Raw genomic sequence first — 19,001 nt, forward strand, 5'->3', positions numbered from 1 at the left:
GCCTCCCGCCATAGATCGGCCCGCAGAACCCGTTTGTGACTGTTTCACGTGCCCTCGGCACGTGTCAGACGCCTGTCCCACACGGAGCCGACGATGGGTATATTAAGTACCGAAATCCGGGAGTACGCCGTGCTTACCGCGCCGGTACGTGACGTGGTCGGCGCCGCTATCGGCCGACGGATCCCTACGACGTGACGATCTCGACCTCGTGGCCGTCCGGGTCCTCCGTGAATGCGTAGTTGTCGTTCGCCCACCTTTTTCCCGCTCGGATGTCCTCGCTCGCGCGGCTCGCTCCGGGCACCGCTCGCGGCAAAGAGATGGGGCAAAAAGCGGCCGATCACTCCGTTCGCGGTCGTACTACGATCTACGACGTGACGATCTCGACCTCGTGACCGTCCGGGTCCTTCGTGAACGCGTAGCTGTTGTCGCAGCTCTCGGGGTCGCGGTAGTCCTCGGCCTCGCGGGTCATCAGCTGGTCCCACCCCTCCGAGAGGTCGTCGACGCGGACGGCGAGGTGGCCCCAGGCGTCGCCCAGTTCGTACGTGCGCCCGTCGTAGTTGTAGGTGAGTTCGACGGCCATCGCCTCCTCGGCGGCGTCCTCGGGCTTGACGAAGTAGTTGGCGAAGCTGTCGGCCTCCCAGCGGCCGGTGTGTTCGTACTCGAACTTCCGGGTCCACCACCCGAGGTGTTCGTCGGCGTCCTCGACGCGGATCATCGTGTGGTCGATGCTCCAGCGGGCGCCGAAGTCGCGCTCGACGATCTCGATCTCGTGGCCGTCCGGGTCCTTCACGAAGGCGTAGCCGGGGTTGTCCTCCGGGCGGCGGTAGTCCTCGACGCCCTCGTCCATCAGCTCGTAGTAGGCGTCGTTCACGTCCTCGACGCGGACGGCGATGTGGCCCCAGCCGTCGCCCATCGTGTACGAGCGGCCGTCGTGGTTGTAGGTGAGTTCCAGCAGCGCGCCCTCCTCGTGGACGTCCTCGGGGCCGAGGAAGACGTTGGTGAACGTGTCGGCCTCCCAGCGGCCCTTCTCCTCGTAGTCGAGGTGTGTGGTGTACCAGTCGAGCGACTCGTCGAGGTCTTCGACGCGCATCATCGTGTGGTCGAGCGTTCCGTCCATGGGCGAAAACTGGGTAGCCAGTTCGAAAAGGATACCGGACCCGGAACGTCAGGGCCGACTCGTCCACGCCGCCAGCGCGAGGAAGGCGGCCCCGAGCGGGTAGGCGACCGTCCGCAGTCGCGGCGACGAGAACCCGACCGCGGCGTAGCACACGTCGAACGCCGCCAGCGCGAACAGCCCCGCGGTGACGCGGCGGTCCTCCCGGTCGATCCGGGCGAGCGCGGCGCTGGCGACACCCGTCCCGTACAGGAGCGACGCCGTCGGCCAGGCCAGCAGGGCGGTCGGGACCTCGCGCGTGTACACGAAGACGTAGTGGTAGACCGACGTGACCGCACCCGTCCCGGGGGCGACCAGCGCGAGCGAGTGGACGAGGCTGACGCCGCCCTCGTAGGGGATCACGAGCCACGGGACGAGCCCGGCGACGAGGACGGCGAGCCCGCGGCGGTACCGGACGAGCGCGCGCCGGTGCCGGGCGAACGGTGCGAGGACCCCCGTTCGTTCGGTCATCGCGTGGTGAGGATACGGAGCACGTCCTCGTCGGCGAGTTCGTGGTCCTTGCCGACCTGCTGGTCGTCGTGTTTGGCGCTCGGGCCGGAGACGCGGGCGAAGCGGAACCGCTCCTCGAACTCCCCGCCGAGCTTCTCGCAGGCGTCCTCGATGGTGTCGCCCTCCCGGAGGATGAGCGGCTCCTCGTAGTCGACCCCCCGGCCGGGCTTGTCCATGTAGATCCGGATGAGTCCCAGCTCCTCCCAGATCGCTTCCTTGAGCGCGTCGAGACCCTTCCCCTCCTCGGCGCTGATGAAGATCGCCTCCTCGGGGTCGATGTCGTGGTCGCGCAGCTGCTCGTGGACGGTGTCGAGGTAGTCGGGTTCGATGAGGTCGGCCTTGTTGACGGTGACCAGGGAGGGGAGGTACTCGCGGTTGTCCAGCACGCCGTCGAGCAGGCGGTCGATGTCGACCTGCTCGCCGATGTTCACGTTGGCGTTGACGTACCCGCGCTCGCGCAGGACGCTCTTGATCGTCTGCTCGTCGAGATCGAGGTCGACGCTGGAGGTGACGCTGATCCCGTCTTTGTGCTTCTTGCGGATGGTGACGTTGGGGGGCTCGGTGTCGAGGCGGACCTTGTTGTTGTACAGCTCCTCGTAGAGGCGCTGGTACTGGTCGATCTCGAACACCGAGAGGACGAACACGACGAGGTCGGCGGTCCGGACGACCGAGAGGACCGCCTGGCCGCCGCCGCGCCCGTCGGCGGCGCCCTCGATGAGCCCGGGCACGTCGAGGATCTGGATGTTCGCGCCGTTGTACTTGAGCATCCCCGGGTTCACGTCGAGCGTGGTGAACTCGTAGGAGCCGACCTCGCTCTCGGCGTTGGTCATCGCGTTCAGCAGCGTCGACTTGCCGACGCTGGGGAAGCCGACCAGCGCGACGGTGGCGTCGCCGGTCTTCTCGACGGCGTAGCCCCCGCCGCCGCCGGCGGAGGTCTGGTTCTCGAGCTTCTCCTTTTTCTCCGCGAGCTTGGCCTTCAGCCGGCCGATGTGCTCCTCGGTCGACTTGTTGTAGGGCGTCTCGGCGATCTCCTCCTCGATCTCGCGGATCTCCTCTTCGAGCCCCATTACCTGTGGGTCGGCAACCGGTACCGAAAAAGGTGTTCCTCCGCCCCGGTGCCGACCGGGCGGCGACGCGCGGGCCGAACCGCCAGTCCCCTGTCACGGATAAATGTTCACGGTCCGGAATGAATCGTGTTTCGACACACTAATACCGCGAGCGTCGAACAACATCGATCATGTCCGAACCGGCCCGACTCCGTGACAGTACGGAGATCCTCCTGCCAGCGGACGCCATCGAGGGGGTCCGCGAGGACCTCGAACGGCAGTTCACCGTCACCATCCGCCGGGAGGAGTGCCGGGTGCGGATCATCGGCAGTCCGGTCGAGATAAAGAGCGCCAGCGACTTCCTCGCGCGCAACGGCATCTCCGTCGCCTGACGGCGACGCCGGCACAGCAGCGGTCGATTCTCGACGGGCCCGGATCCTCGCCGGAACTACGCCGACCCGCGAGCGGACGGGCCCGAGCGGATCGCCTCGGCGAGCAGCGGCCGCATCAGCCCGACGAGGGGGGCCCGTTCGTCGTCGGTCCAGACGGCGCTGTGGCGGTCGACCCCCGGGAGATCGGTCTCCAGGTCGGAGCTGACGATCAGCTCGCGGCCGTCGGCCATGAGGATCGAGCTGATCTCGCCGGCGCGGATCGGGTAGTCCTCCCACCAGGTCCAGGTCTCGACGACGGCGGCGTCGGGCGCGGCGTCGGCGACGGCCGCGCGGATGTCGGGGCTCGGCGAGCCCACGGTGATATCGACGCCGCGGTCTGTCGCCTCGGCTAGCGCCGCGCGGACCTCCTCGGTCAGCAGGCTCTCGACGGCGACGACGACGAGCAGTTCCTCGGCGGCGTCGTCGGCGAGCGCGGCGAGTCGGTCGCTGACGGCGTCGTCGCCCTCGACGACCCAGACGCCGGCCCGCTCCTCGCGGGGTTCGGGCGACTGGAGCCGCGGGAGCAGCCCCTCCAGGCGGTCGAGACGCTCGCCGTACTCGCGGCGGATGGTCTCGACGGCGTCGCGCGGTTCGGGCGCGCGAAAGCGGCGCGGCTGTGCGTCCTGTACGTCGGCGAGTCCGCGCTCGGCCAGCGACTCGACGCTGTCGTACACCCGGGGGCGGGGCACCTCGGCCACCTCGGCGATCTCGCGGGCGGTGCCGTGGCCGATCCGGGTCAGCGCGACGAAACACTTCGCCTCGTAGCTCGTCAGCCCGAACGTCTCCAGCAGCGACGCGGTCTCGGCGACCAGGTCGTCTTCGTCGGGACCGACGGCGGACTCGTCGTTGGACATGCGGGTTCTCTCAGAGGACATTGCGCGGTCGAGGGTATAACGGTGGTCGTTCGCGACGCCGCGCTGCGGGCCGCCTCCCGGTCGGCGGACGGCCAGGACATCGAGCGGCGTCGGGTCGGGCGCCTGTCGGCACGGTCGTCACCTCAGGCGACCTGGTCGTCGGCGTCGAGCAGTTCCGTGTAGCGGTCGCGGATGGTCACCGCCGACACGTCGGCGGCGTCGGCGACCTCGTGCTGGGTCACGTCGACGTTGGTGAGCCGGCCGGCCGCGTAGATGGCCGCCGCGGCGAGGCCGACCGGGTTCTTCCCGGAGTGGACCGCCTCGCGCTTGCCGGCCGCCAGCAGTTCGACCGCCCGCTGTTTGGTCTCCTCGGGCAGATCCAGGTCCGAGACCAGCCGCGGGACGTACTGCTCGGGGTCGGTCGGCTCCATCGCGAGTTCGAGCTCGCGGGCGATGTACCTGTACGCGCGCGCGAACTCCTTGCGGTCGACGCGACTCACCGTTTCGAGTTCGTCGAGCGTGCGCGGGACGCCGGCCTGGCGGGCGCCGGCGTACAGCGACCCGGTGGCCATCGCCTCGATGGACCGGCCGGGGATGAGTTCCTCGTCGAGCGCCCGGCGGTAGATGACGCTGGCCGTCTCGCGGGCGTCCTTCGGGATGCCCAGCGCGCTCGCCATGCGGTCGATCTCGCCCAGCGCCTGCTTGAGATTGCGGTCCTGGGCGCTCTGGGAGCGGAACCGCTCGTCCCAGGTGCGCAGCCGGGACATCTGCTCGCGCTTCTTCGCCGAGAGGGTCTGGCCGTGGGCGTCCTTGTTCTGCCAGTCGATGACCGACGACAGCCCCTTGTCGTGGAGCATCTCGGTCGTCGGCGAGCCGACGCGGCTCTTCTCGGCCTTGTCGCGGGCGTCGAACGACCGCCACTCCGGCCCGCGGTCGACGACGTCCTCCTCCAGCACGACGCCGCACTCCTGGCAGACCGTCTCGCCCCGCTTCTCGTCGGTGACCCCCGACGCGCCGCACTCCGGGCACTCGTCGCGCTCGCGCCCCGACTCGGTCTCCGCGCCGGTCTCCTCGTCCGTGCGTTCGACGGGCTGGACGTGACGGCCCGTGACTCGCTGGTTCGTGCTTGTCATTGTGTCTCCGGGCCGACGGCGTGTCGCCGCCGACCCGTGGTTCGCACCCGATCCTTTGTACTACTGACGTAAATAGTTACTGTTGAGTTGTTATGGTAGTAGTTACAGCATGGGGCGGGCCGCTATCACGGGATCTCGGGCGGTCGACGGGGGCGGGCTCGGATCCGGTTCGGGGTCGACACTGGACCGACGTTGTGGGGGCGTGGGCTTGGGTACCGTACCCAACATGTGTCGTCCCCGCACGCGTCGTCCGGGAAAAGCAATTCTTAAACCCGCCCCGCCGGTTTCGTCGTGTATGGCTGGAACTATCGAAGTGCTCGTCCCGGGCGGGCAGGCCGACCCCGGTCCGCCGCTGGGCCCGGAGCTGGGCCCGACACCCGTGGACGTGCAGGCAGTCGTCCAGGAGATCAACGACCAGACCGAGGCCTTCGACGGCACCGAGGTCCCCGTCACCGTCGAGTACGACGACGACGGGAGCTTCGAGATCGAGGTCGGCGTCCCGCCGACGGCCGAGCTCATCAAAGACGAGGCCGGCTTCGAGACGGGCAGCGGCGAACCCCAGGAGACCTTCGTCGCCGATCTCTCGGTCGATCAGGTCAAGCAGATCGCCGAGCAGAAACACCCCGACCTGCTCGCCTACGACCTGAAGAACGCCGCGAAGGAGGTCGTCGGCACCTGCACCTCGCTGGGCGTCACCATCGAGGGCAACGACCCCCGCGAGTTCAAGGAGCGCATCGACGACGGCGAGTACGACGACGTATTTGCCGAGGAAGCGGCGGCGTAAGCCGGCGCTGACGACGCGAAGGGTCGTCAGAGCAAACTCTGACGGAGTCTCCGCCGACGAGGCCGCCGCGTAAGCGGGTTCGAGGCGACCGCTCGACGGCTCCGGCGATTTTCCGGTACTCCCGTCCCGCAGCCTCGCGTGTCCTGTTCTCTGTCGGCGGGCCACCGACGACCCGGTCGGCCACAACGTTATACGCGCCTCGGCCGACACTCAGTGTGGAGGTAACACATGACACGGACACCGGAGCAGGTCGCGGGGCGTATCCAGCACACGGAGGTAGGTCCCACGGCCGACCAGGAGCGCATCGAGGAGCTGTGCGACGAGTGCGTCGAGCACGGCTTCGACGGGGCGATGGTGCAGGCGTGCTGGGTCCCGCTGGCGCGGGAGCGGCTCTCGGGGACGGACGTGACGGTGTGCAGCGCCGTCGGCTTCCCGATGGGTGGCGACCGCCCCATCTCGAAGGCGGCGGCCATCCGGGACGCCGTCGCCGCCGGCGCCGAGGAGGTCGACGTGATGCCGAACATCGGGTTCGTCAAGTCCGGTCGCTTCGAGGACGTTCGCCGCGAGATGGAGCTGGTCGTCGAGGCCAGCGGCGACGCGACCGTCAAGGCGATGCTCGAACTCGGCGCCCTCGACGACGCCGAGGCCAGGCGGATCGTGGAGCTGGCCGTCGACGCGGGCTTCGACTACGTGAAAAACTCCAGCGGCTGGGGCGAGGGCGGTGAGGCGACCGTCGAGCGCGTCGAGTTCCTCCGCGAGCGGGTCCCCGACGACGTGAAGGTGAAAGCCAGCGGCGGGATCAGGACGCTGGACGGCGCGAACGAACTGCTCGACGCGGGCGCGGACCTGCTGGGGGCGTCCAGCGGGGTCGAGATCGTCACCGGGGCCGTCGGCGATGGCGAGTACTGACCCCGTCGTCGCCGTCGTCGGCAGCTACAACGTCGGCCTGACGATGCAGGTCCCGGCGTTCCCGGCGCCCGGCGAGACGGTCGTCGGCCGCGAGTTCGCGGAGGGTCCCGGCGGCAAGGGCTCGAACCAGGCCGTCGCCGCAGCCAGGCTCGGCGCCGAGTCGCGGTTCGTCGGCCGAGTCGGCGCGGACCGCTACGGCGACGACGCGGTCGCGCTCTGGGACGCGGAGGGCGTCGACGCCGACGCGGTGACCCGCGACGAGGCGACCCACACCGGCGTCGGCTTCGTGATCGTCGACGAGGACGGCGAGAACGAGATCACCGTCGCGCCCGGGGCCAACGACCGCCTCTCGGCGGCCGACGTGCGCGAGCGAGCGGCGGCCATCGAGACCGCCGACGCGCTGCTCGTCCAGCTGGAGATCGGCGACGAGCCGGTCCGGGCGGCGGTGGAGGCGGCCGCGGCCGCCGGGACGACGGTCGTCTGCAACCCCGCACCCGCCCGGGAACTGCCGGCCGACGTGCTGGCGCGCGTCGACTACCTCACGCCGAACGAACACGAGGCCCGGACGCTGGCGGGCGCCGGCGGCGACGGTGGGGCAGGAACGGACAGCGGAGACGAGGGGGACGGCGAAGGCAGGGGAGCGATCACCGACGAGGCGGTCGCGCGCGAGCTGCTCGACCTCGGCGCCGGGACCGTCGTCCTGACGCTGGGCGGCGCGGGCGCGTTGCTCGTCTCCGGGGACGGTGTCGAACGCGTCCGCGCGCCGCCGGTCGACGCGGTCGACACGACCGGCGCCGGCGACGCGTTCAACGGGGCCCTCGCCGTCGCGCTCGCGGAGGGGCTGGAGGACCGGGCCGCCGTGCGGTTCGGCTGCGCGGCCGGCGCGCTCGCGGTGACCGCCCCGGAGGTGGTGCCCGGGCTCCCCGGGCGAGCCGCCGTCGACGACCTGGTCGCCGACTCGTGGTGACCGGCGTGCAGGACGCCGACGGTCGACGAACGGGCGACTACAGCGGCGACTGCCGCCGGTCCGCGCTCAGGGCGGCTCGCCGTACATCTCCTCGTAGCGCTCGCGGTACGCCGCTGGCATCGCGACGTTCTCGCCGTCGAACCAGGGTTTCGGGTCGGTCCCGCACTGGATCACGACGTTCCCCCAGGGCAGGAACTCGCCCGTCCGGACGACTGCTTTCGCCCCCTCGCCGTGGTCGAGGACCGCCTCGTGGGGGATCGTGTCGAGTTCGGCGCCCGACCCCTCGTAGAGGTCCCGCAGGAACGCATCGAAGTCGGGGTTCATCTCCGGCACGTCGTCGGCGTAGAGCACCCGCTCGGGGATCAGCTCGTCGTGGACCGCTTCGAGGACGGTCGAGACCTCCGGGACCCCCCGGGTCAGCGCGAGGTCGATCCGCCGGGCGTCCTCGGGGATCGGGAACCCCGCGTCGACGACCATCAGGTGGTCGGTGTGACCCATGCTGGCGACGGCGTGGCTCAGTTCGGCGTTGAGGATGGCGTCCGGGTCGCGCTTCATGCCACCGAGTACCACGCGCGGGAGCAAAAAGGGCGGTCACGAGCCGGACCGACCGGGGCGGGAGCGGTCGGGCGAAGACGGCGGACGGGCGGAATCGCCGTCAGCGGCGGATGAGGATGTCGAGGACGACGGCGACGATGATGACGACGCCGGTGAGGAACTCCTGGAGCTCGACGGGCATCCCGTTCAGGACGAGCAGGACGGGGATGACGCCGATGACCAGCGAGCCGAGGAACATGCCGAGCAGGGTCCCCTCGCCGCCGAAGAGGTTGGTCCCGCCGATGACGACCGCGGCGATGACCAGCAGCTCGAAGCCGATGCCGGCCGAGCCGAACATCGACCCGAAGTAGGAGATGGCGACGACGCCGGCGAACGACGCCAGCACCGCCGTCAGCACGAAGTTGATGATCTTGACCCGGTCGGTGTCGATACCGGCCATCTCCGCGGCGTCCTGGTCGTCGCCGGTGGCGTAGACGTGGTAGCCGAAGCGGGTCTTCTGGAGCAGGAACCCGAAGACGACCGTCAGGCCGATCGCCCAGAAGATCTGGTTCTGGATCTCCAGCCCGGCGACGGTGATGCTCCCCCCGAAGACGTCGATCAGCGCCAGGTCCGGGGTCTGCCTGGACCCGGCCGGCGTGAAGTAGTAGGCGACCCCGCGGAGGACGCTCATCATCCCGATGGTCGTGATCAGCGACGGGACGCCGACCTTCGTGACGATGACGCCGTTGGCCAGTCCGACGGCCCCGCCCACCGCGAGCACCGCGGCGAGGGCGGCGAGGACGGTGAGGTTGAAGTCGTTCATCAGCATCGCGAAGACGATGCCGCCGACGGCGTACATCGACCCGACCGACAGGTCGAACTCGCCGCCGATGATGAGGTAGGTCATCCCGATGCCGATGATGATGTAGGGGGCGACCGACCGGAACAGCCGCGATGTGACCCCGGACATCGAGTCCCAGTCGAAGAAGATGTCCGGGCGCGTGACCGCGATCAGCCCGAACAGGACCAGGAACCCGAAGAACACGCCGACCTCGCGCCTGGCGAACAGCCGTTTCAGTGCGGAGTCGCCCGACCGGCTGACCGCCCGGGCGTCGCCGCTGTCGGCGGTCCCGCCGTCCGTGGCGAGCGTCGCCTCGCTCCGTTCGGAAGCGGTCCCGTCCGAGGGGGGCTCGCACGCGTCGCTCATGCGGTGGTCTCCTCCGAGTCGGCGGTCCGCGAGAGGTCGAACTCCTCGAACTCGGACTCGTCCTCGGCGCCCATCATCAGCGCGATGATCTCGTTGCGCGTCGCGTCGGCCGCCTCGCGGACGCCCATGAGCCGGCCCTGCGACAGGACGGAGACCCGGTCGGCGACCCCGAGGACGTGGCGGATGTTGTGGCTGATGAGGATTATCGTCAGCCCCTGGTCGCGCAGGTCGTCGATCACCCGGAGGACGTTGCGCGCGCCCTCGATCGAGAGCGCGCTCGTCGGCTCGTCCATGATGAGGATGTCGGGGTCGGACTGGAGCGCCCGGGCGATGGCGACCGCCTGCTGCTGGCCGCCGGAGGTGTTCTTGACCTTCGCCTCGGGGTCGACCGGGATCTTCACCCGGTCGAGGTTCGTCTTCGCCTCCTCGACCATCCGCTCCTCGTCGACGAGGTTGAGCCAGCGGCCGAGCCGCCCCATCCTGGTCGGCTCGTGGCCGAGGAAGACGTTCGCGGCGACGGTCTGGTTGGGCGCCAGCGCCAGTTCCTGGTAGACGGTCTCGATGCCCTTCGCGCGGGCGTCGTTGTAGTCGTCGAACGACACCTCCTCGCCGCCGACGAAGATCTGCCCGCTGGTCGGCTCGTGGACGCCACAGAGCATCTTGATGAGCGTCGACTTGCCGGCGCCGTTGTCGCCGACCAGCGCCATGACCTCGCCCTCCCGCACCTCGAAGTCCACGTCCTCGACGGCGTGGATGTTCCCGAACCGTTTCGTGAGTCGTTCCGTGTAGAGTATCGGATCCTGTTGGGACATGGGTGGAGAATACCGGTTTCGGCGGCGGGCCGACGGTCAGGCGCCGTGGTACTCGCGGAGCTGGCCCCAGCCGCCGGACCGTTCCTGTGCGAACTCGATGTTCGACTCGTCGATGACCTCGGCGCCGGTCGGGTAGTCCTTCGGCGGCATCCCCCGGTCCACGTAGGCGAACATCTGCATCGTCGGGACGTACCCCTGGCTGTAGGGGTCCTGGCCGGTCGTGTAGTCGAGGTTGCCGCTGTTGATGTGTTCCAGCGTCTGGGAGGTCAGGTCGAAGCCGCCGCCGACGACCTCGTCGGCCATCCCCTGGTTCTCGATGGCGTTGCCGATGAACCAGGTGAACGCGTCGGCGCCCATGATGCCGTCCAGGTCGGGGTTCGCGGTGAGGTGGTTCTCGATCCGCGAGACCCCCTCGTTGGAGTCGCCGGTGTAGTTGAGCCGGTCGGTCACCTCGACGTCGGAGTTCTGTCGGATCGCCATCTCCATCCCGTCGGCGCGGGCCGACAGCGCGCTGTGACCGGGGTCCGAGAGGCCGGGGGTCACCCGCGACGCGTCGTCGGGGAGCTTGTCGAGCATGGAGAGCCCGCAGACGTACCCCGCGGCGACCTGGTCCTGGCCGGTGTAGGCCAGCGCCCGGCCGTACTTCTCGCGCATCCCCTCGCGGTCGAGCGCCAGCGTGTTGTAGGTCACCACCGGGATGTCGTTCTCCAGCGCCCGGTTGATGACGTCGTCGTACGCCTCGGGGTCGGCGATCGTCGTCGCGATGACGTCCGGTCCGGAGTCGACGACGGAGTTGAGGATGTTGACCTGCTCCTGCACGCTGAACCCGCCCGAGGGGCCGGTGAACGTGGCCTCCCAGCCCAGCTGGCTGGCCGCGTCGTGGAGCCCGCCGATCGTCGGGTCGAAGAAGGACGTGCTGGCGTCGTGGGTCACCATCGTAATCTGGCGCGCGTCGGGCTCCGACGAGAAGTCGAGCGTCGTCGGCGGCGGGTTCAGCTCCACGAGCTGGTAGTTCGGTGCGCCACCTCCGTCGCCGCCGTCTCCCCCGCCGTCGGTCCCGGTCGCGCCGCCACCCCCCGGCGTGTCCGTGGAATCGTCGCCCTGAGTGCACCCGGCGAGTCCGCCGAGGCCGCCCACCGCGGCGACCGCACCGAGCTGTTTCATCACCTCGCGACGCGATACGCCCCTGCCGACTCGGATCTCCGTAATGTCCGTGTTATCACGGGACATGGACCACGTTACCGCGCATCGATATTTAGTCCTATCGATTATTATATTTACTGACACTAACTATCAGGTAGAGATCCCGAACAGTCTTGAATACTATCTGTTAGTGTGTTCTTTTCTATGTGTGGTGTCGACACGAGAGCCTGCTCGGATCGGAGCCGGGCGGGTCGCGGTCGCCGGTCACGCGCGACCGTGTCGCGAGGGCGCGGGGCCGAATCCGCGCCGACGGCCCCGACGCCGGCGGAGACGGGTGCCAACGCGTGACGCTGCAGGCCGCGTTCGACGGCTTTAAGTGTCGCATCGGCGTTCGCCGAGATGAGACAGGCTTCGCCTGTTTCACTGACCCGTAGGAGCCGCTGGCGCACTACGGAGGTGAACAATGGCAGATCAGGAAATAGAGAACGCAGTTTCTCGCGCACTCGAGGACGCCCCGCCCCGGAACTTCCGGGAGACGGTCGACCTCGCGATCAACTTGCGCGACATCGACCTAGACGACCCGTCGAACCGCGTCGACCAGGACGTGGTCCTCCCGTCCGGGACCGGACAGGAGACCCAGATCGTCGTGTTCGCGGAGGGCGAGACAGCCCTGCGCGCCGAGGACGTCGCCGAAGAGGTCCTCGACAGCGACGATCTCGCCGACCTGGGCGACAACGACAACGAGGCCAAGGACCTGGCCGACGAGACCGACTTCTTCCTCGCGGAGGAGTCACTGATGCAGGACATCGGCCGCTACCTGGGGACCGTGCTCGGTCCGCGGGGGAAGATGCCCGACCCCATCGCGCCGGACGACGACGTGGTGGAGATGGTCGAGCGGCTGAAAAACTCCGTCACCATCCGGAGCGGCGACCGGCGCACCTTCCACACGCGCGTCGGTGCGGAGGACATGGACGCCGAGGACATCGGCGACAACATCGACGTCATCCTCCGTCGCCTGCACGCAGACCTCGAGAAGGGTCCGCTCAACATCGACTCCATCTACGTGAAGACGACGATGGGGCCGGCAGTGGAGGTCGCCTGACATGAGCGCCGAACGCAAGACCGAGACCATCCCCCAGTGGAAGCAGGAGGAGGTCGCCGACGTCGTCGAGATGATCGAATCGTACGACAGCGTCGGCATCGTCGACATCACCGGCATCCCCTCCCGACAGCTCCAGGACATGCGCCGGGACCTGTACGGGACGGCCGAACTGCGCGTCTCGCGCAACACGCTCATCGAGCGCGCGCTCGAGGAGGTCGACGCCGGCCTCGAGGACCTGACCGACTACGTGTCGGGTCAGGTCGGCCTCATCGGCACCAACGACAACCCCTTCGGGCTCTACCAGCAGCTGGAGGCCTCGAAGACGCCGGCGCCGATCAACGCCGGCGAGGTCGCCCCCAACGACATCGTCATCCCGGAGGGCGACACGGGCATCGACCCCGGGCCGTTCGTCGGCGACCTCCAGCAGGTCGGCGCGGACGCCCGCATCCAGGACGGGTCGATCCAGGTGCTCTCGGACTCGACCGTGCTCGACGCGGGCGAGGAGGTCTCGGACGACCTCGCCAACGTCCTCAGCGAGCTCGGCATCGAGCCCAAGGAAGTCGGGCTGGACCTGCGCGCCGTCCACGCCGACGGCGTCCTGTTCGAGCCCGAGGAGCTCGAACTCGACGTCGAGGAGTACCGGGCCGACATCGAGGCGGCGGCCGCCCGCGGCCGCAACCTCTCGGTCAACGCGAGTTACCCGACGGCCCAGACCGCTCCGACGCTGCTCCAGAAGGCCCGCGGCGACGCCAAGAGCCTCGCCCTGCAGGGCGCCATCGAGAGCCCCGGGGTCATGGACGACCTCGTCTCGAAGGCCGACGCGCAGGTACGGGCCCTGGCGGCGCAGGTCGACGACCCCGAGGCCCTGCCGGAGGAGCTGCAGGACGTCGAGGAGCCCGCGGCTGACGCACAGGCAGACGACCAGACCGAAACCGATGACGACGCCGACGAGTCCGACGACGAGGAAGCCGAGGCCGAGGAGGCCGACGAGGACGATGACGACGACGAGGACGTCGGCGACGCCATGGGAGCCATGTTCTAACAATGGAATACGTTTACGCAGCACTCATCCTGAACGAGACCGGCGAAGAGATCAACGAAGCAAACCTGACCGACGTGCTCGAGGCCGCGGGCGTCGACGTGGAGGAGTCCCGCGTCAAGGCGCTCGTCGCGGCGCTCGAAGACGTCGACATCGACGACGCCGTCGAGCAGGCCGCCGCCGTCCCCGCCGCGACCGGCGGGGCCGCGGGCGGCGCCGCCGGCGGCGACGAGTCCGCCGACGAGGGCGGCGACGAAGACGAGGCCGAGGAAGCCGAAGCCGACGAGGGCGGCGACGACGACGATGACGACGACGAGGAGGCCAGCGGCGAGGGCCTCGGCGAGCTGTTCGGCTGATCCGGACTCCCGACACCTTCCTTCCGTTTATTCCGCCGGTCAGCCGCTGCGCCCGCGGTCGCGTCGACGGAGCGCGGACCGCAGCGCGACGGCGTCGACCGCTCAGGGCCTGTGCATCGCTCAGGGCCTCCGGCGGCCGACGACGGCGACTGCGAGACAGCCGACCGCGAGCGCCGCGTAGGCGGCCGTCCGCCCGGGGTCGGTCGCGGTAGCGCCGACGAAGTCCAGCGGCGCGACCGCCTGCAGCGGGCCGAGGTACCACGCCAGCAGGTAGACGGTGTCGAACGCGCGACCGGTCCCGAGCCAGGCGCCGGCGGCCAGTGCGAGCGCGGGGGCGGCCGCGAGTCCGGCCAGCAGGGCGGCGAGCGCGGCGGCGTCGCCGGCGAGACCGACCCGGGCGGCGTACCCGGCGACGGCGAGGAGGCCGACGGCGACGCCGCCGAACCAGACGGCGATAGTCTGCCCCGCCGGTCGGGGTGCGGTGAACACGAGTGCCTCGGTGCGGTGGCGCCGCTCGCGGACGCCGAGACCGGACCACACCGAAAGCGGGAGCAGCAGGGCCAGCGGGGCGACCAGTTCGCGGGCGGCGTCGAGCGGCGCGGCCGTCTGAACGGCGAGCGCGGCGACGACGGCGAGGTACCACAGTTTGCGGTGCCCGCGGAGGGCCAGCCGGAGCTCCGCGAGGACGACGCGCGGGTCGAGGAGCCGCGGCGTCGCCGGGTCGACTCCGCCGAGTCGGTCGACCGCCGTTCCCGCGGAGTCGCCGGTGGTGGCGGAGTCGTCGGTGGTGGTGTCTCCGGTGGCGGAGTCGTCGGCGCTGGCCGGCCGGGCGGCAGTGTCGCCCCCGGATTCGGCGGGCGAGCCCCGCCGGGCGGAAGCGAGCGGGTTCGGGAGCCGACTCGCCAACCCGGCGTCGGCGCGCAGGCGGTCGAACGCGAGCGTCGCGGCGCCGAGGGTCAGCGCCGCGGCCGCGAGCATCGGGAGCCGCGATCCGAGTTCGACGAGCCCCCAGTCCATGCCGTGGTAGGTGAACGTCGCCGCCTGCTCGGGCGGGGCGATCCGGAAGGTGAGCCGTTCGAGGCCGGACACGTCGGCGGGGAGGTCCGCGAGCATACTGCCGCGGACGACCACGATCCCGAGGAAGTCGAAGACCGGCACCGGCGCGACGGCGGTGACGGACATCGCCGTCATCACCCCGAAGACGTAGACCGCCGTGCCGAGCGTTCGAGCGAGCGGCGCGACCGCCTCGAAGCAGACGGCGACGGCGGCGACGAGGGCCATCGTCGGCAGGGTGATCAGGGCGAACGGGGCGACCAGGTCCCAGAGGACGAGGGGGCCGACGCCGTGGAGGAGGAATCCCGCGACGGTCGCGAGCGCGAGGGCGGCGGTGACGGCCGCGAGGACGGCGAAGTAGCCGAGCCAGCGGCCGACGAGGTACGTCGCGTCGCCGACCGGCGACGTGGCGACCAGCGGTGCGATCCCCTCGTCGCGGTCGCGGGTGATCGGACCGCGGACCAGCGAGAACCCGCCGAGGGCGAGCAGCGTCGTCGCGACGACGGCCGCGAAGGCGCCGAACCACGCGGCCGTCGGCCGGCCGGTGTAGCCGCCGCCGACGAACAGCCGCACGTCGCCGGCCGTGACACTCTGGGCGAGGTACGCGACGAGCAGTGCCACGGCGAGGTACTTCGGCGAGCGCGACCGCCGGCGGAGGTCCGACCGGGCGATCGCGAGGACGGCGCCGAGCCGGGAGCCGTCGGTGGGAACTCTCGCGGTGCCACCGGTGCCGGCGGCTGCCCCGTCGCCGTTCGGTCGATGCGGGGCGGCGTCCGCCGGGCGCTCGCTCACGGCCGCCCACCCCCGGTCGAACCGCCGCCCTCCAGCAGCGCGAGGTAGGCGTCTTCGAGCGTCGGGTCGGCCGGGGCGGCGTCCTCTGTAGGGGGATCGTCGGCGACGACGCGGACGTGTCGACCGTCGCTCCGGCGGGCCGTGTTCGTGACGAGGAGGTCCGGAGCCAGGGCCGCGTCGTCGCCGACGACGCACTCCCAGACACGGCCTTCGACGGTCTCGATCAGCGTCTCGGGGTCGGTGTGGCGCCGGAGGCGGCCGTCGACGAGGACGGCCACGTCGCTCGCGGTCGCCTCCACGTCGGAGACGATGTGCGTCGAGAGGACGACCACGCGGTCGCGCGCCAGGTCGGCGAGGACGGTCCGGCAGCGCGCCCGCTCGGTCGGGTCGAGGCCGACCGTGGGCTCGTCGACGACGAGCACGTCCGGGTCCGAAAGGAGTGCCTGCGCGACGCCGACGCGCTGGACCATCCCCCCGGAGAAGGTGTCGAGCCGCCGGTCGGCGGCGTCGGCGAGGTTCACCACCGCCAGCAGGTCCGCCGCGCGCTCGCGGGCGGTCGCGCGGTCGAGCCCCCGGAGCGCCCCGAGGTATTCGAGGAACTCCCTGGCGGTCAGGTCGGGGTAGACGCCGAACTCCTGGGGGAGATACCCCAGCCGCGAGCGGACCGCCGTGGGGTCCTCGCTCACGTCGACCCCGTCGACGGTGACCGTTCCCTCGGTCGGTGCGGTGAACGTCGTCAGGATCCCCATCAGCGTCGACTTGCCCGCGCCGTTGGGGCCGAGCAGGCCCACGACCCCGGGGTCGAGGTCGAGGCTCACGCCCCGGAGCGCCCACTCGTCGCCGTAGCGCTTGCCGACGCCGTCGACCCGGACGCGGGGACCGTCGCCCGATCCGGACGGTCGGTCGGCGTCGGCGGTCGATCGGTTCGCACGGCCCAGGTCGCTCCGAAAGATGGCGTCGCCGGCCCGTCGTTCGGTCGAGCGGTCGCTGGTCGTCGGCCCGTCGGCCGTCGGTTCGTCCGCGGGTTCGTCGGTCGGTCCGTCGCGCGTGGAGGGCGTCATCGGTGGTTCGAGCGACGGCCCCTGCCTAAAAGGCCCCCCGTCCAGGGGTGCCCGACGGGAAACTCGGCGAAACGAATAAGTATCAGCTCGGCAACTGGCCGGGTCCGACGGGGGCGGCCGCGCGCGAGTCCGCGAGCGCCCCGCGCTCACGCGCCGAACGGCGACGCCTCGACCGGGGACCGAACCACTAAACCCGTGGGGCGCGACTCGGCGAACGGATGGCGTTCCGGCGATTTCTCAGGGGGACGGTCCCCTGGCCGACGCTCGAGGGGGCGGTCCGGGAAGTGATGGACCGCTACGACCTGGAGACGGCCAGAGTCGTCTTCCTCGAGGCGAACAACTGGCTGTCGACCCCCTGCGTCGTCAACGACGAGCTGTTCGTCAAGGTCGTCACCGAGCAGAACTCGCTGGTCCACGCGCTGCTGACCGCCGGGCGCAACCTCGGTGCCTTCTCCTCGGGGACCGAGGGCTTCTTCGAGCGGTTCGACGCGCCCATCGAGATGGCCGAACACGAGCTGGAGGCCAACGAGCGGATGCGCGAGATCGGCGTCAGCGCCCCCGAGCCGAAGGAGGCCTTCGAGTACGACGACGTGGCGGTCATGGTCCTCGAGTACCTCCCCGACTTCCGGTCGCTGGACGAGCTGCCGCCCGACGAGGTGCGGGGCCACGCCGTCGAGCTGTTCGAGAACCTCGAACGGATGCACGACAACAACCTCGCCCACGGCGACCTCCAGCGGGAGAACGTCCTCGTCTCCGGCGGCGAGCTGTACTTCATCGACGCGACGAAGGTCGACGAGGGCGCCATCGAGGACGCCCGCGCCTACGACACCGCCTGCGCGCTGGGCGCGCTCGAACCGCTGATCGGCGCCCGCGACGCCGTCGCCGCCGCGCTGGAAGTCCACGACCCCGACGAACTCATGGCCGCCCGCGAGTTCCTCGACTTCGTCAACATCCGCCCCGAACACGACTTCGACGGCGCCGCCGTCAAGGGCGAGATCGAGAAGCACGCCGCGTGATCGCGGGCGCTACGATCCCGACTCCCGCGCGCTCGCGGTCAGGTAGATGCCGCCGAGGACCACCGCCCCGCCCGCCACGGTCCACCGGCCCGGCACCTCCGCGAGCAGGAGGAGCGCGAGCACGGTGCTCCCGACGGGTTCGCCCAGCAGCGAGACGCTGACGACCGACGACTCGACGTGCTCCAGCGCCCAGTTGATCACCGTGTGACCGAAGATCCCGGGACCGACGGCCATCGCGAGAAACAGGAGCCACTCGTGGCCGGCGTAGCCCGCCAGCGGGTCGCCCTGGGCGACGACGACCCCCCCGAGGACCGCCGCGCAGACCGCGTAGACGACGGTGACGTACGGGACGAGCGCGACCCGGGCGCGCAGCGAGCGGCCCGCGAGGACGTAGACGGCCATCATCACCGCGCCGACGAGCGCGAGGGCGTTGCCCGCCAGCGGGTGCGGGCCGACCGCGGTCCCCGCGAGGAACTCGCCGACCGACATGACCGCCGCGCCGGCGACGGCCAGCACGATCCCCCCGATTTTCGGAAGCGTCAGCCGCTCGTCGAGGAAGGCGGCGGCGCCCAGGGCGACGAACAGCGGCTGGGCCTGCACGAGCGTCACCGAGGCGGCGACGCTCGTCCACTCGACCGACTGGAACCACGCCGCGAAGTGGACCGCCAGCGCGACCCCCGTCGCCCCCGCCGCGAGCGCGTCCCCCCGGCCCAGCGACCGCAGGGTCTCGCCGTGGCGCGAGGCGGCCAGCGGCACGAGTAACCCGACCGTGAAGGCCACCCGGTAGAACGCCGCCACCGTCGGCGGCGCCGAACTCCAGCGGATCAGGATGGCGCTGGTCGACACCGCGAGGATGGCGACGACCAGCGCCGCCGCCGGCGACACGCGCGCCTCCAGCCGCCGCGACAGCGTCTCACCGGCCATTGGCGACCCTTTCGGCAGCGACCCCTTTCGTCTTGCGGTGGCCGAAGTGAGTGGGGATCGGGTCGCAGTAAGACCGGTTTACGGTGCGGTCGGCGCGCGCTGGAGCGCGCGTTCATGCGCGCGACGGAGCCGCGCGAGGTCTTCGGGAGCGTGTGACCGAAGGCTCGTCAGCGCT

General features: G+C 70.4%; 20 protein-coding genes. 8 read left to right on the top strand and 12 right to left on the bottom strand.

Annotation, left to right across the window (positions count from 1 at the left end; all coding sequences use genetic code 11):
- Positions 1-364: 364 nt before the first annotated feature.
- From E3328_RS08020 to E3328_RS08030, 3 genes are read right to left on the bottom strand one after another with little or no spacing between them, the layout of a single operon-like run.
- On the bottom strand, positions 365-1,117 hold the full coding sequence (locus tag E3328_RS08020; protein ID WP_135364056.1) for a VOC family protein: 753 nt from the start codon (positions 1,115-1,117) through the stop codon (positions 365-367).
- Positions 1,118-1,165: 48 nt separating this feature from the next.
- Positions 1,166-1,624 carry a TIGR04206 family protein gene (locus E3328_RS08025; protein WP_135364057.1) on the bottom strand — a complete coding sequence of 153 codons (459 nt, stop codon included), beginning with the start codon at positions 1,622-1,624 and terminating at the stop codon, positions 1,166-1,168.
- Positions 1,621-2,730: an OBG GTPase family GTP-binding protein gene (locus E3328_RS08030; protein WP_135364058.1), complete on the bottom strand. Its 1,110-nt coding sequence runs from the start codon at positions 2,728-2,730 to the stop codon at positions 1,621-1,623. The genes E3328_RS08025 and E3328_RS08030 overlap by 4 nt, the downstream gene beginning before the upstream one ends.
- Before the next feature lie 170 nt (positions 2,731-2,900).
- On the opposite strand from E3328_RS08030, the gene E3328_RS08035 reads away from it, so the two are divergent.
- Positions 2,901-3,101 carry a VNG_1110C family protein gene (locus E3328_RS08035; RefSeq protein WP_135364059.1) on the top strand — a complete coding sequence of 67 codons (201 nt, stop codon included), beginning with the start codon at positions 2,901-2,903 and terminating at the stop codon, positions 3,099-3,101.
- A 56-nt stretch (positions 3,102-3,157) separates the two neighbouring features.
- On the opposite strand, the gene E3328_RS08040 is transcribed toward E3328_RS08035, so the two are convergent.
- On the bottom strand, positions 3,158-3,994 hold the full coding sequence (locus E3328_RS08040) for a TrmB family transcriptional regulator (RefSeq protein WP_135364702.1): 837 nt from the start codon (positions 3,992-3,994) through the stop codon (positions 3,158-3,160).
- 143 nt (positions 3,995-4,137) lie between these two features.
- Entirely contained in the window at positions 4,138-5,127 is a 990-nt protein-coding gene (locus E3328_RS08045; protein WP_135364060.1) for a transcription initiation factor IIB, read from the bottom strand.
- A 295-nt stretch (positions 5,128-5,422) separates the two neighbouring features.
- On the opposite strand from E3328_RS08045, the gene E3328_RS08050 reads away from it, so the two are divergent.
- From E3328_RS08050 to E3328_RS08060, 3 genes are all read left to right on the top strand, one after another.
- Positions 5,423-5,911, top strand: coding sequence for a 50S ribosomal protein L11 (locus E3328_RS08050; protein ID WP_135364061.1), 489 nt, complete (start codon positions 5,423-5,425; stop codon positions 5,909-5,911).
- Positions 5,912-6,139: 228 nt separating this feature from the next.
- Positions 6,140-6,820 carry a deoxyribose-phosphate aldolase gene (gene deoC, locus E3328_RS08055; RefSeq protein ID WP_135364062.1) on the top strand — a complete coding sequence of 227 codons (681 nt, stop codon included), beginning with the start codon at positions 6,140-6,142 and terminating at the stop codon, positions 6,818-6,820.
- Positions 6,807-7,787: a ribokinase gene (locus E3328_RS08060; RefSeq protein ID WP_135364063.1), complete on the top strand. Its 981-nt coding sequence runs from the start codon at positions 6,807-6,809 to the stop codon at positions 7,785-7,787. Before deoC ends, E3328_RS08060 begins: the two co-directional genes overlap by 14 nt.
- A 66-nt stretch (positions 7,788-7,853) precedes the next feature.
- Here E3328_RS08060 and rbsD read toward each other — a convergent pair whose 3' ends face one another.
- The 4 genes from rbsD to E3328_RS08080 all read right to left on the bottom strand — a co-directional run bounded on the left by rbsD (position 7,854) and on the right by E3328_RS08080 (position 11,504).
- Positions 7,854-8,342 (bottom strand): D-ribose pyranase, encoded by a 489-nt coding sequence (gene rbsD, locus E3328_RS08065; RefSeq protein ID WP_135364064.1) that lies wholly within the window; start codon positions 8,340-8,342, stop codon positions 7,854-7,856.
- A 100-nt stretch (positions 8,343-8,442) separates the two neighbouring features.
- The gene (locus tag E3328_RS08070) at positions 8,443-9,528 is read right to left on the bottom strand and encodes an ABC transporter permease (RefSeq protein ID WP_135364065.1); all 1,086 of its coding nucleotides are present in this window, start codon (positions 9,526-9,528) and stop codon (positions 8,443-8,445) included.
- Positions 9,525-10,340 carry an ATP-binding cassette domain-containing protein gene (locus E3328_RS08075; protein WP_135364066.1) on the bottom strand — a complete coding sequence of 272 codons (816 nt, stop codon included), beginning with the start codon at positions 10,338-10,340 and terminating at the stop codon, positions 9,525-9,527. Before E3328_RS08075 ends, E3328_RS08070 begins: the two co-directional genes overlap by 4 nt.
- A gap of 36 nt (positions 10,341-10,376) precedes the next feature.
- A complete protein-coding gene (locus E3328_RS08080; protein WP_135364067.1) occupies positions 10,377-11,504 on the bottom strand; it encodes a sugar ABC transporter substrate-binding protein in 1,128 nt (375 codons plus the stop codon).
- A 442-nt stretch (positions 11,505-11,946) separates the two neighbouring features.
- On the opposite strand from E3328_RS08080, the gene E3328_RS08085 reads away from it, so the two are divergent.
- From E3328_RS08085 to rpl12p, 3 genes are read left to right on the top strand one after another with little or no spacing between them, the layout of a single operon-like run.
- Positions 11,947-12,585 (top strand): 50S ribosomal protein L1, encoded by a 639-nt coding sequence (locus E3328_RS08085; protein WP_135364068.1) that lies wholly within the window; start codon positions 11,947-11,949, stop codon positions 12,583-12,585.
- A 1-nt stretch (position 12,586) separates the two neighbouring features.
- Positions 12,587-13,627: a 50S ribosomal protein L10 gene (locus tag E3328_RS08090; RefSeq protein WP_135364069.1), complete on the top strand. Its 1,041-nt coding sequence runs from the start codon at positions 12,587-12,589 to the stop codon at positions 13,625-13,627.
- A 2-nt stretch (positions 13,628-13,629) separates the two neighbouring features.
- Entirely contained in the window at positions 13,630-13,980 is a 351-nt protein-coding gene (gene rpl12p / locus E3328_RS08095) for a 50S ribosomal protein P1 (protein WP_135364070.1), read from the top strand.
- Between the two features lie 120 nt (positions 13,981-14,100).
- Here the strand turns inward: rpl12p and E3328_RS08100 are convergent, their stop codons facing one another.
- On the bottom strand, positions 14,101-15,825 hold the full coding sequence (locus E3328_RS08100) for a hypothetical protein (protein WP_135364071.1): 1,725 nt from the start codon (positions 15,823-15,825) through the stop codon (positions 14,101-14,103).
- Positions 15,822-16,886: an ABC transporter ATP-binding protein gene (locus E3328_RS08105; RefSeq protein ID WP_135364072.1), complete on the bottom strand. Its 1,065-nt coding sequence runs from the start codon at positions 16,884-16,886 to the stop codon at positions 15,822-15,824. The genes E3328_RS08100 and E3328_RS08105 overlap by 4 nt, the downstream gene beginning before the upstream one ends.
- A 218-nt stretch (positions 16,887-17,104) precedes the next feature.
- On the opposite strand from E3328_RS08105, the gene E3328_RS08110 reads away from it, so the two are divergent.
- Positions 17,105-17,902, top strand: a complete 798-nt coding sequence (locus E3328_RS08110) for an RIO1 family regulatory kinase/ATPase domain-containing protein (RefSeq protein ID WP_135364073.1) — start codon at positions 17,105-17,107, stop codon at positions 17,900-17,902.
- 9 nt (positions 17,903-17,911) lie between these two features.
- Here E3328_RS08110 and E3328_RS08115 read toward each other — a convergent pair whose 3' ends face one another.
- On the bottom strand, positions 17,912-18,826 hold the full coding sequence (locus tag E3328_RS08115; RefSeq protein ID WP_135364074.1) for a DMT family transporter: 915 nt from the start codon (positions 18,824-18,826) through the stop codon (positions 17,912-17,914).
- Positions 18,827-19,001: the final 175 nt, after the last annotated feature.

The organism is Halosimplex halophilum, assembly GCF_004698125.1.
Taxonomy (GTDB): Archaea; Halobacteriota; Halobacteria; order Halobacteriales; family Haloarculaceae; genus Halosimplex; species Halosimplex halophilum.

Excerpts from the sequence above, each read along its gene's own strand:
- E3328_RS08105 (WP_135364072.1), bottom strand. The coding sequence starts at position 16,886 with ATGACGCCCTCCACGCGCGACGGACCGACCGACGAACCCGCGGACGAA.
- E3328_RS08045 (WP_135364060.1), bottom strand. The coding sequence starts at position 5,127 with ATGACAAGCACGAACCAGCGAGTCACGGGCCGTCACGTCCAGCCCGTC.
- rpl12p (WP_135364070.1), top strand. The coding sequence starts at position 13,630 with ATGGAATACGTTTACGCAGCACTCATCCTGAACGAGACCGGCGAAGAG.
- E3328_RS08040 (WP_135364702.1), bottom strand. The coding sequence starts at position 3,994 with ATGTCCAACGACGAGTCCGCCGTCGGTCCCGACGAAGACGACCTGGTC.
- rbsD (WP_135364064.1), bottom strand. The coding sequence starts at position 8,342 with ATGAAGCGCGACCCGGACGCCATCCTCAACGCCGAACTGAGCCACGCC.
- E3328_RS08115 (WP_135364074.1), bottom strand. The coding sequence starts at position 18,826 with ATGGCCGGTGAGACGCTGTCGCGGCGGCTGGAGGCGCGCGTGTCGCCG.
- E3328_RS08050 (WP_135364061.1), top strand. The coding sequence starts at position 5,423 with ATGGCTGGAACTATCGAAGTGCTCGTCCCGGGCGGGCAGGCCGACCCC.
- E3328_RS08075 (WP_135364066.1), bottom strand. The coding sequence starts at position 10,340 with ATGTCCCAACAGGATCCGATACTCTACACGGAACGACTCACGAAACGG.
- deoC (WP_135364062.1), top strand. The coding sequence starts at position 6,140 with ATGACACGGACACCGGAGCAGGTCGCGGGGCGTATCCAGCACACGGAG.
- E3328_RS08025 (WP_135364057.1), bottom strand. The coding sequence starts at position 1,624 with ATGACCGAACGAACGGGGGTCCTCGCACCGTTCGCCCGGCACCGGCGC.
- E3328_RS08060 (WP_135364063.1), top strand. The coding sequence starts at position 6,807 with ATGGCGAGTACTGACCCCGTCGTCGCCGTCGTCGGCAGCTACAACGTC.
- E3328_RS08030 (WP_135364058.1), bottom strand. The coding sequence starts at position 2,730 with ATGGGGCTCGAAGAGGAGATCCGCGAGATCGAGGAGGAGATCGCCGAG.
- E3328_RS08020 (WP_135364056.1), bottom strand. The coding sequence starts at position 1,117 with ATGGACGGAACGCTCGACCACACGATGATGCGCGTCGAAGACCTCGAC.
- E3328_RS08110 (WP_135364073.1), top strand. The coding sequence starts at position 17,105 with ATGGCGTTCCGGCGATTTCTCAGGGGGACGGTCCCCTGGCCGACGCTC.
- E3328_RS08035 (WP_135364059.1), top strand. The coding sequence starts at position 2,901 with ATGTCCGAACCGGCCCGACTCCGTGACAGTACGGAGATCCTCCTGCCA.
- E3328_RS08080 (WP_135364067.1), bottom strand. The coding sequence starts at position 11,504 with ATGAAACAGCTCGGTGCGGTCGCCGCGGTGGGCGGCCTCGGCGGACTC.
- E3328_RS08070 (WP_135364065.1), bottom strand. The coding sequence starts at position 9,528 with ATGAGCGACGCGTGCGAGCCCCCCTCGGACGGGACCGCTTCCGAACGG.
- E3328_RS08085 (WP_135364068.1), top strand. The coding sequence starts at position 11,947 with ATGGCAGATCAGGAAATAGAGAACGCAGTTTCTCGCGCACTCGAGGAC.
- E3328_RS08090 (WP_135364069.1), top strand. The coding sequence starts at position 12,587 with ATGAGCGCCGAACGCAAGACCGAGACCATCCCCCAGTGGAAGCAGGAG.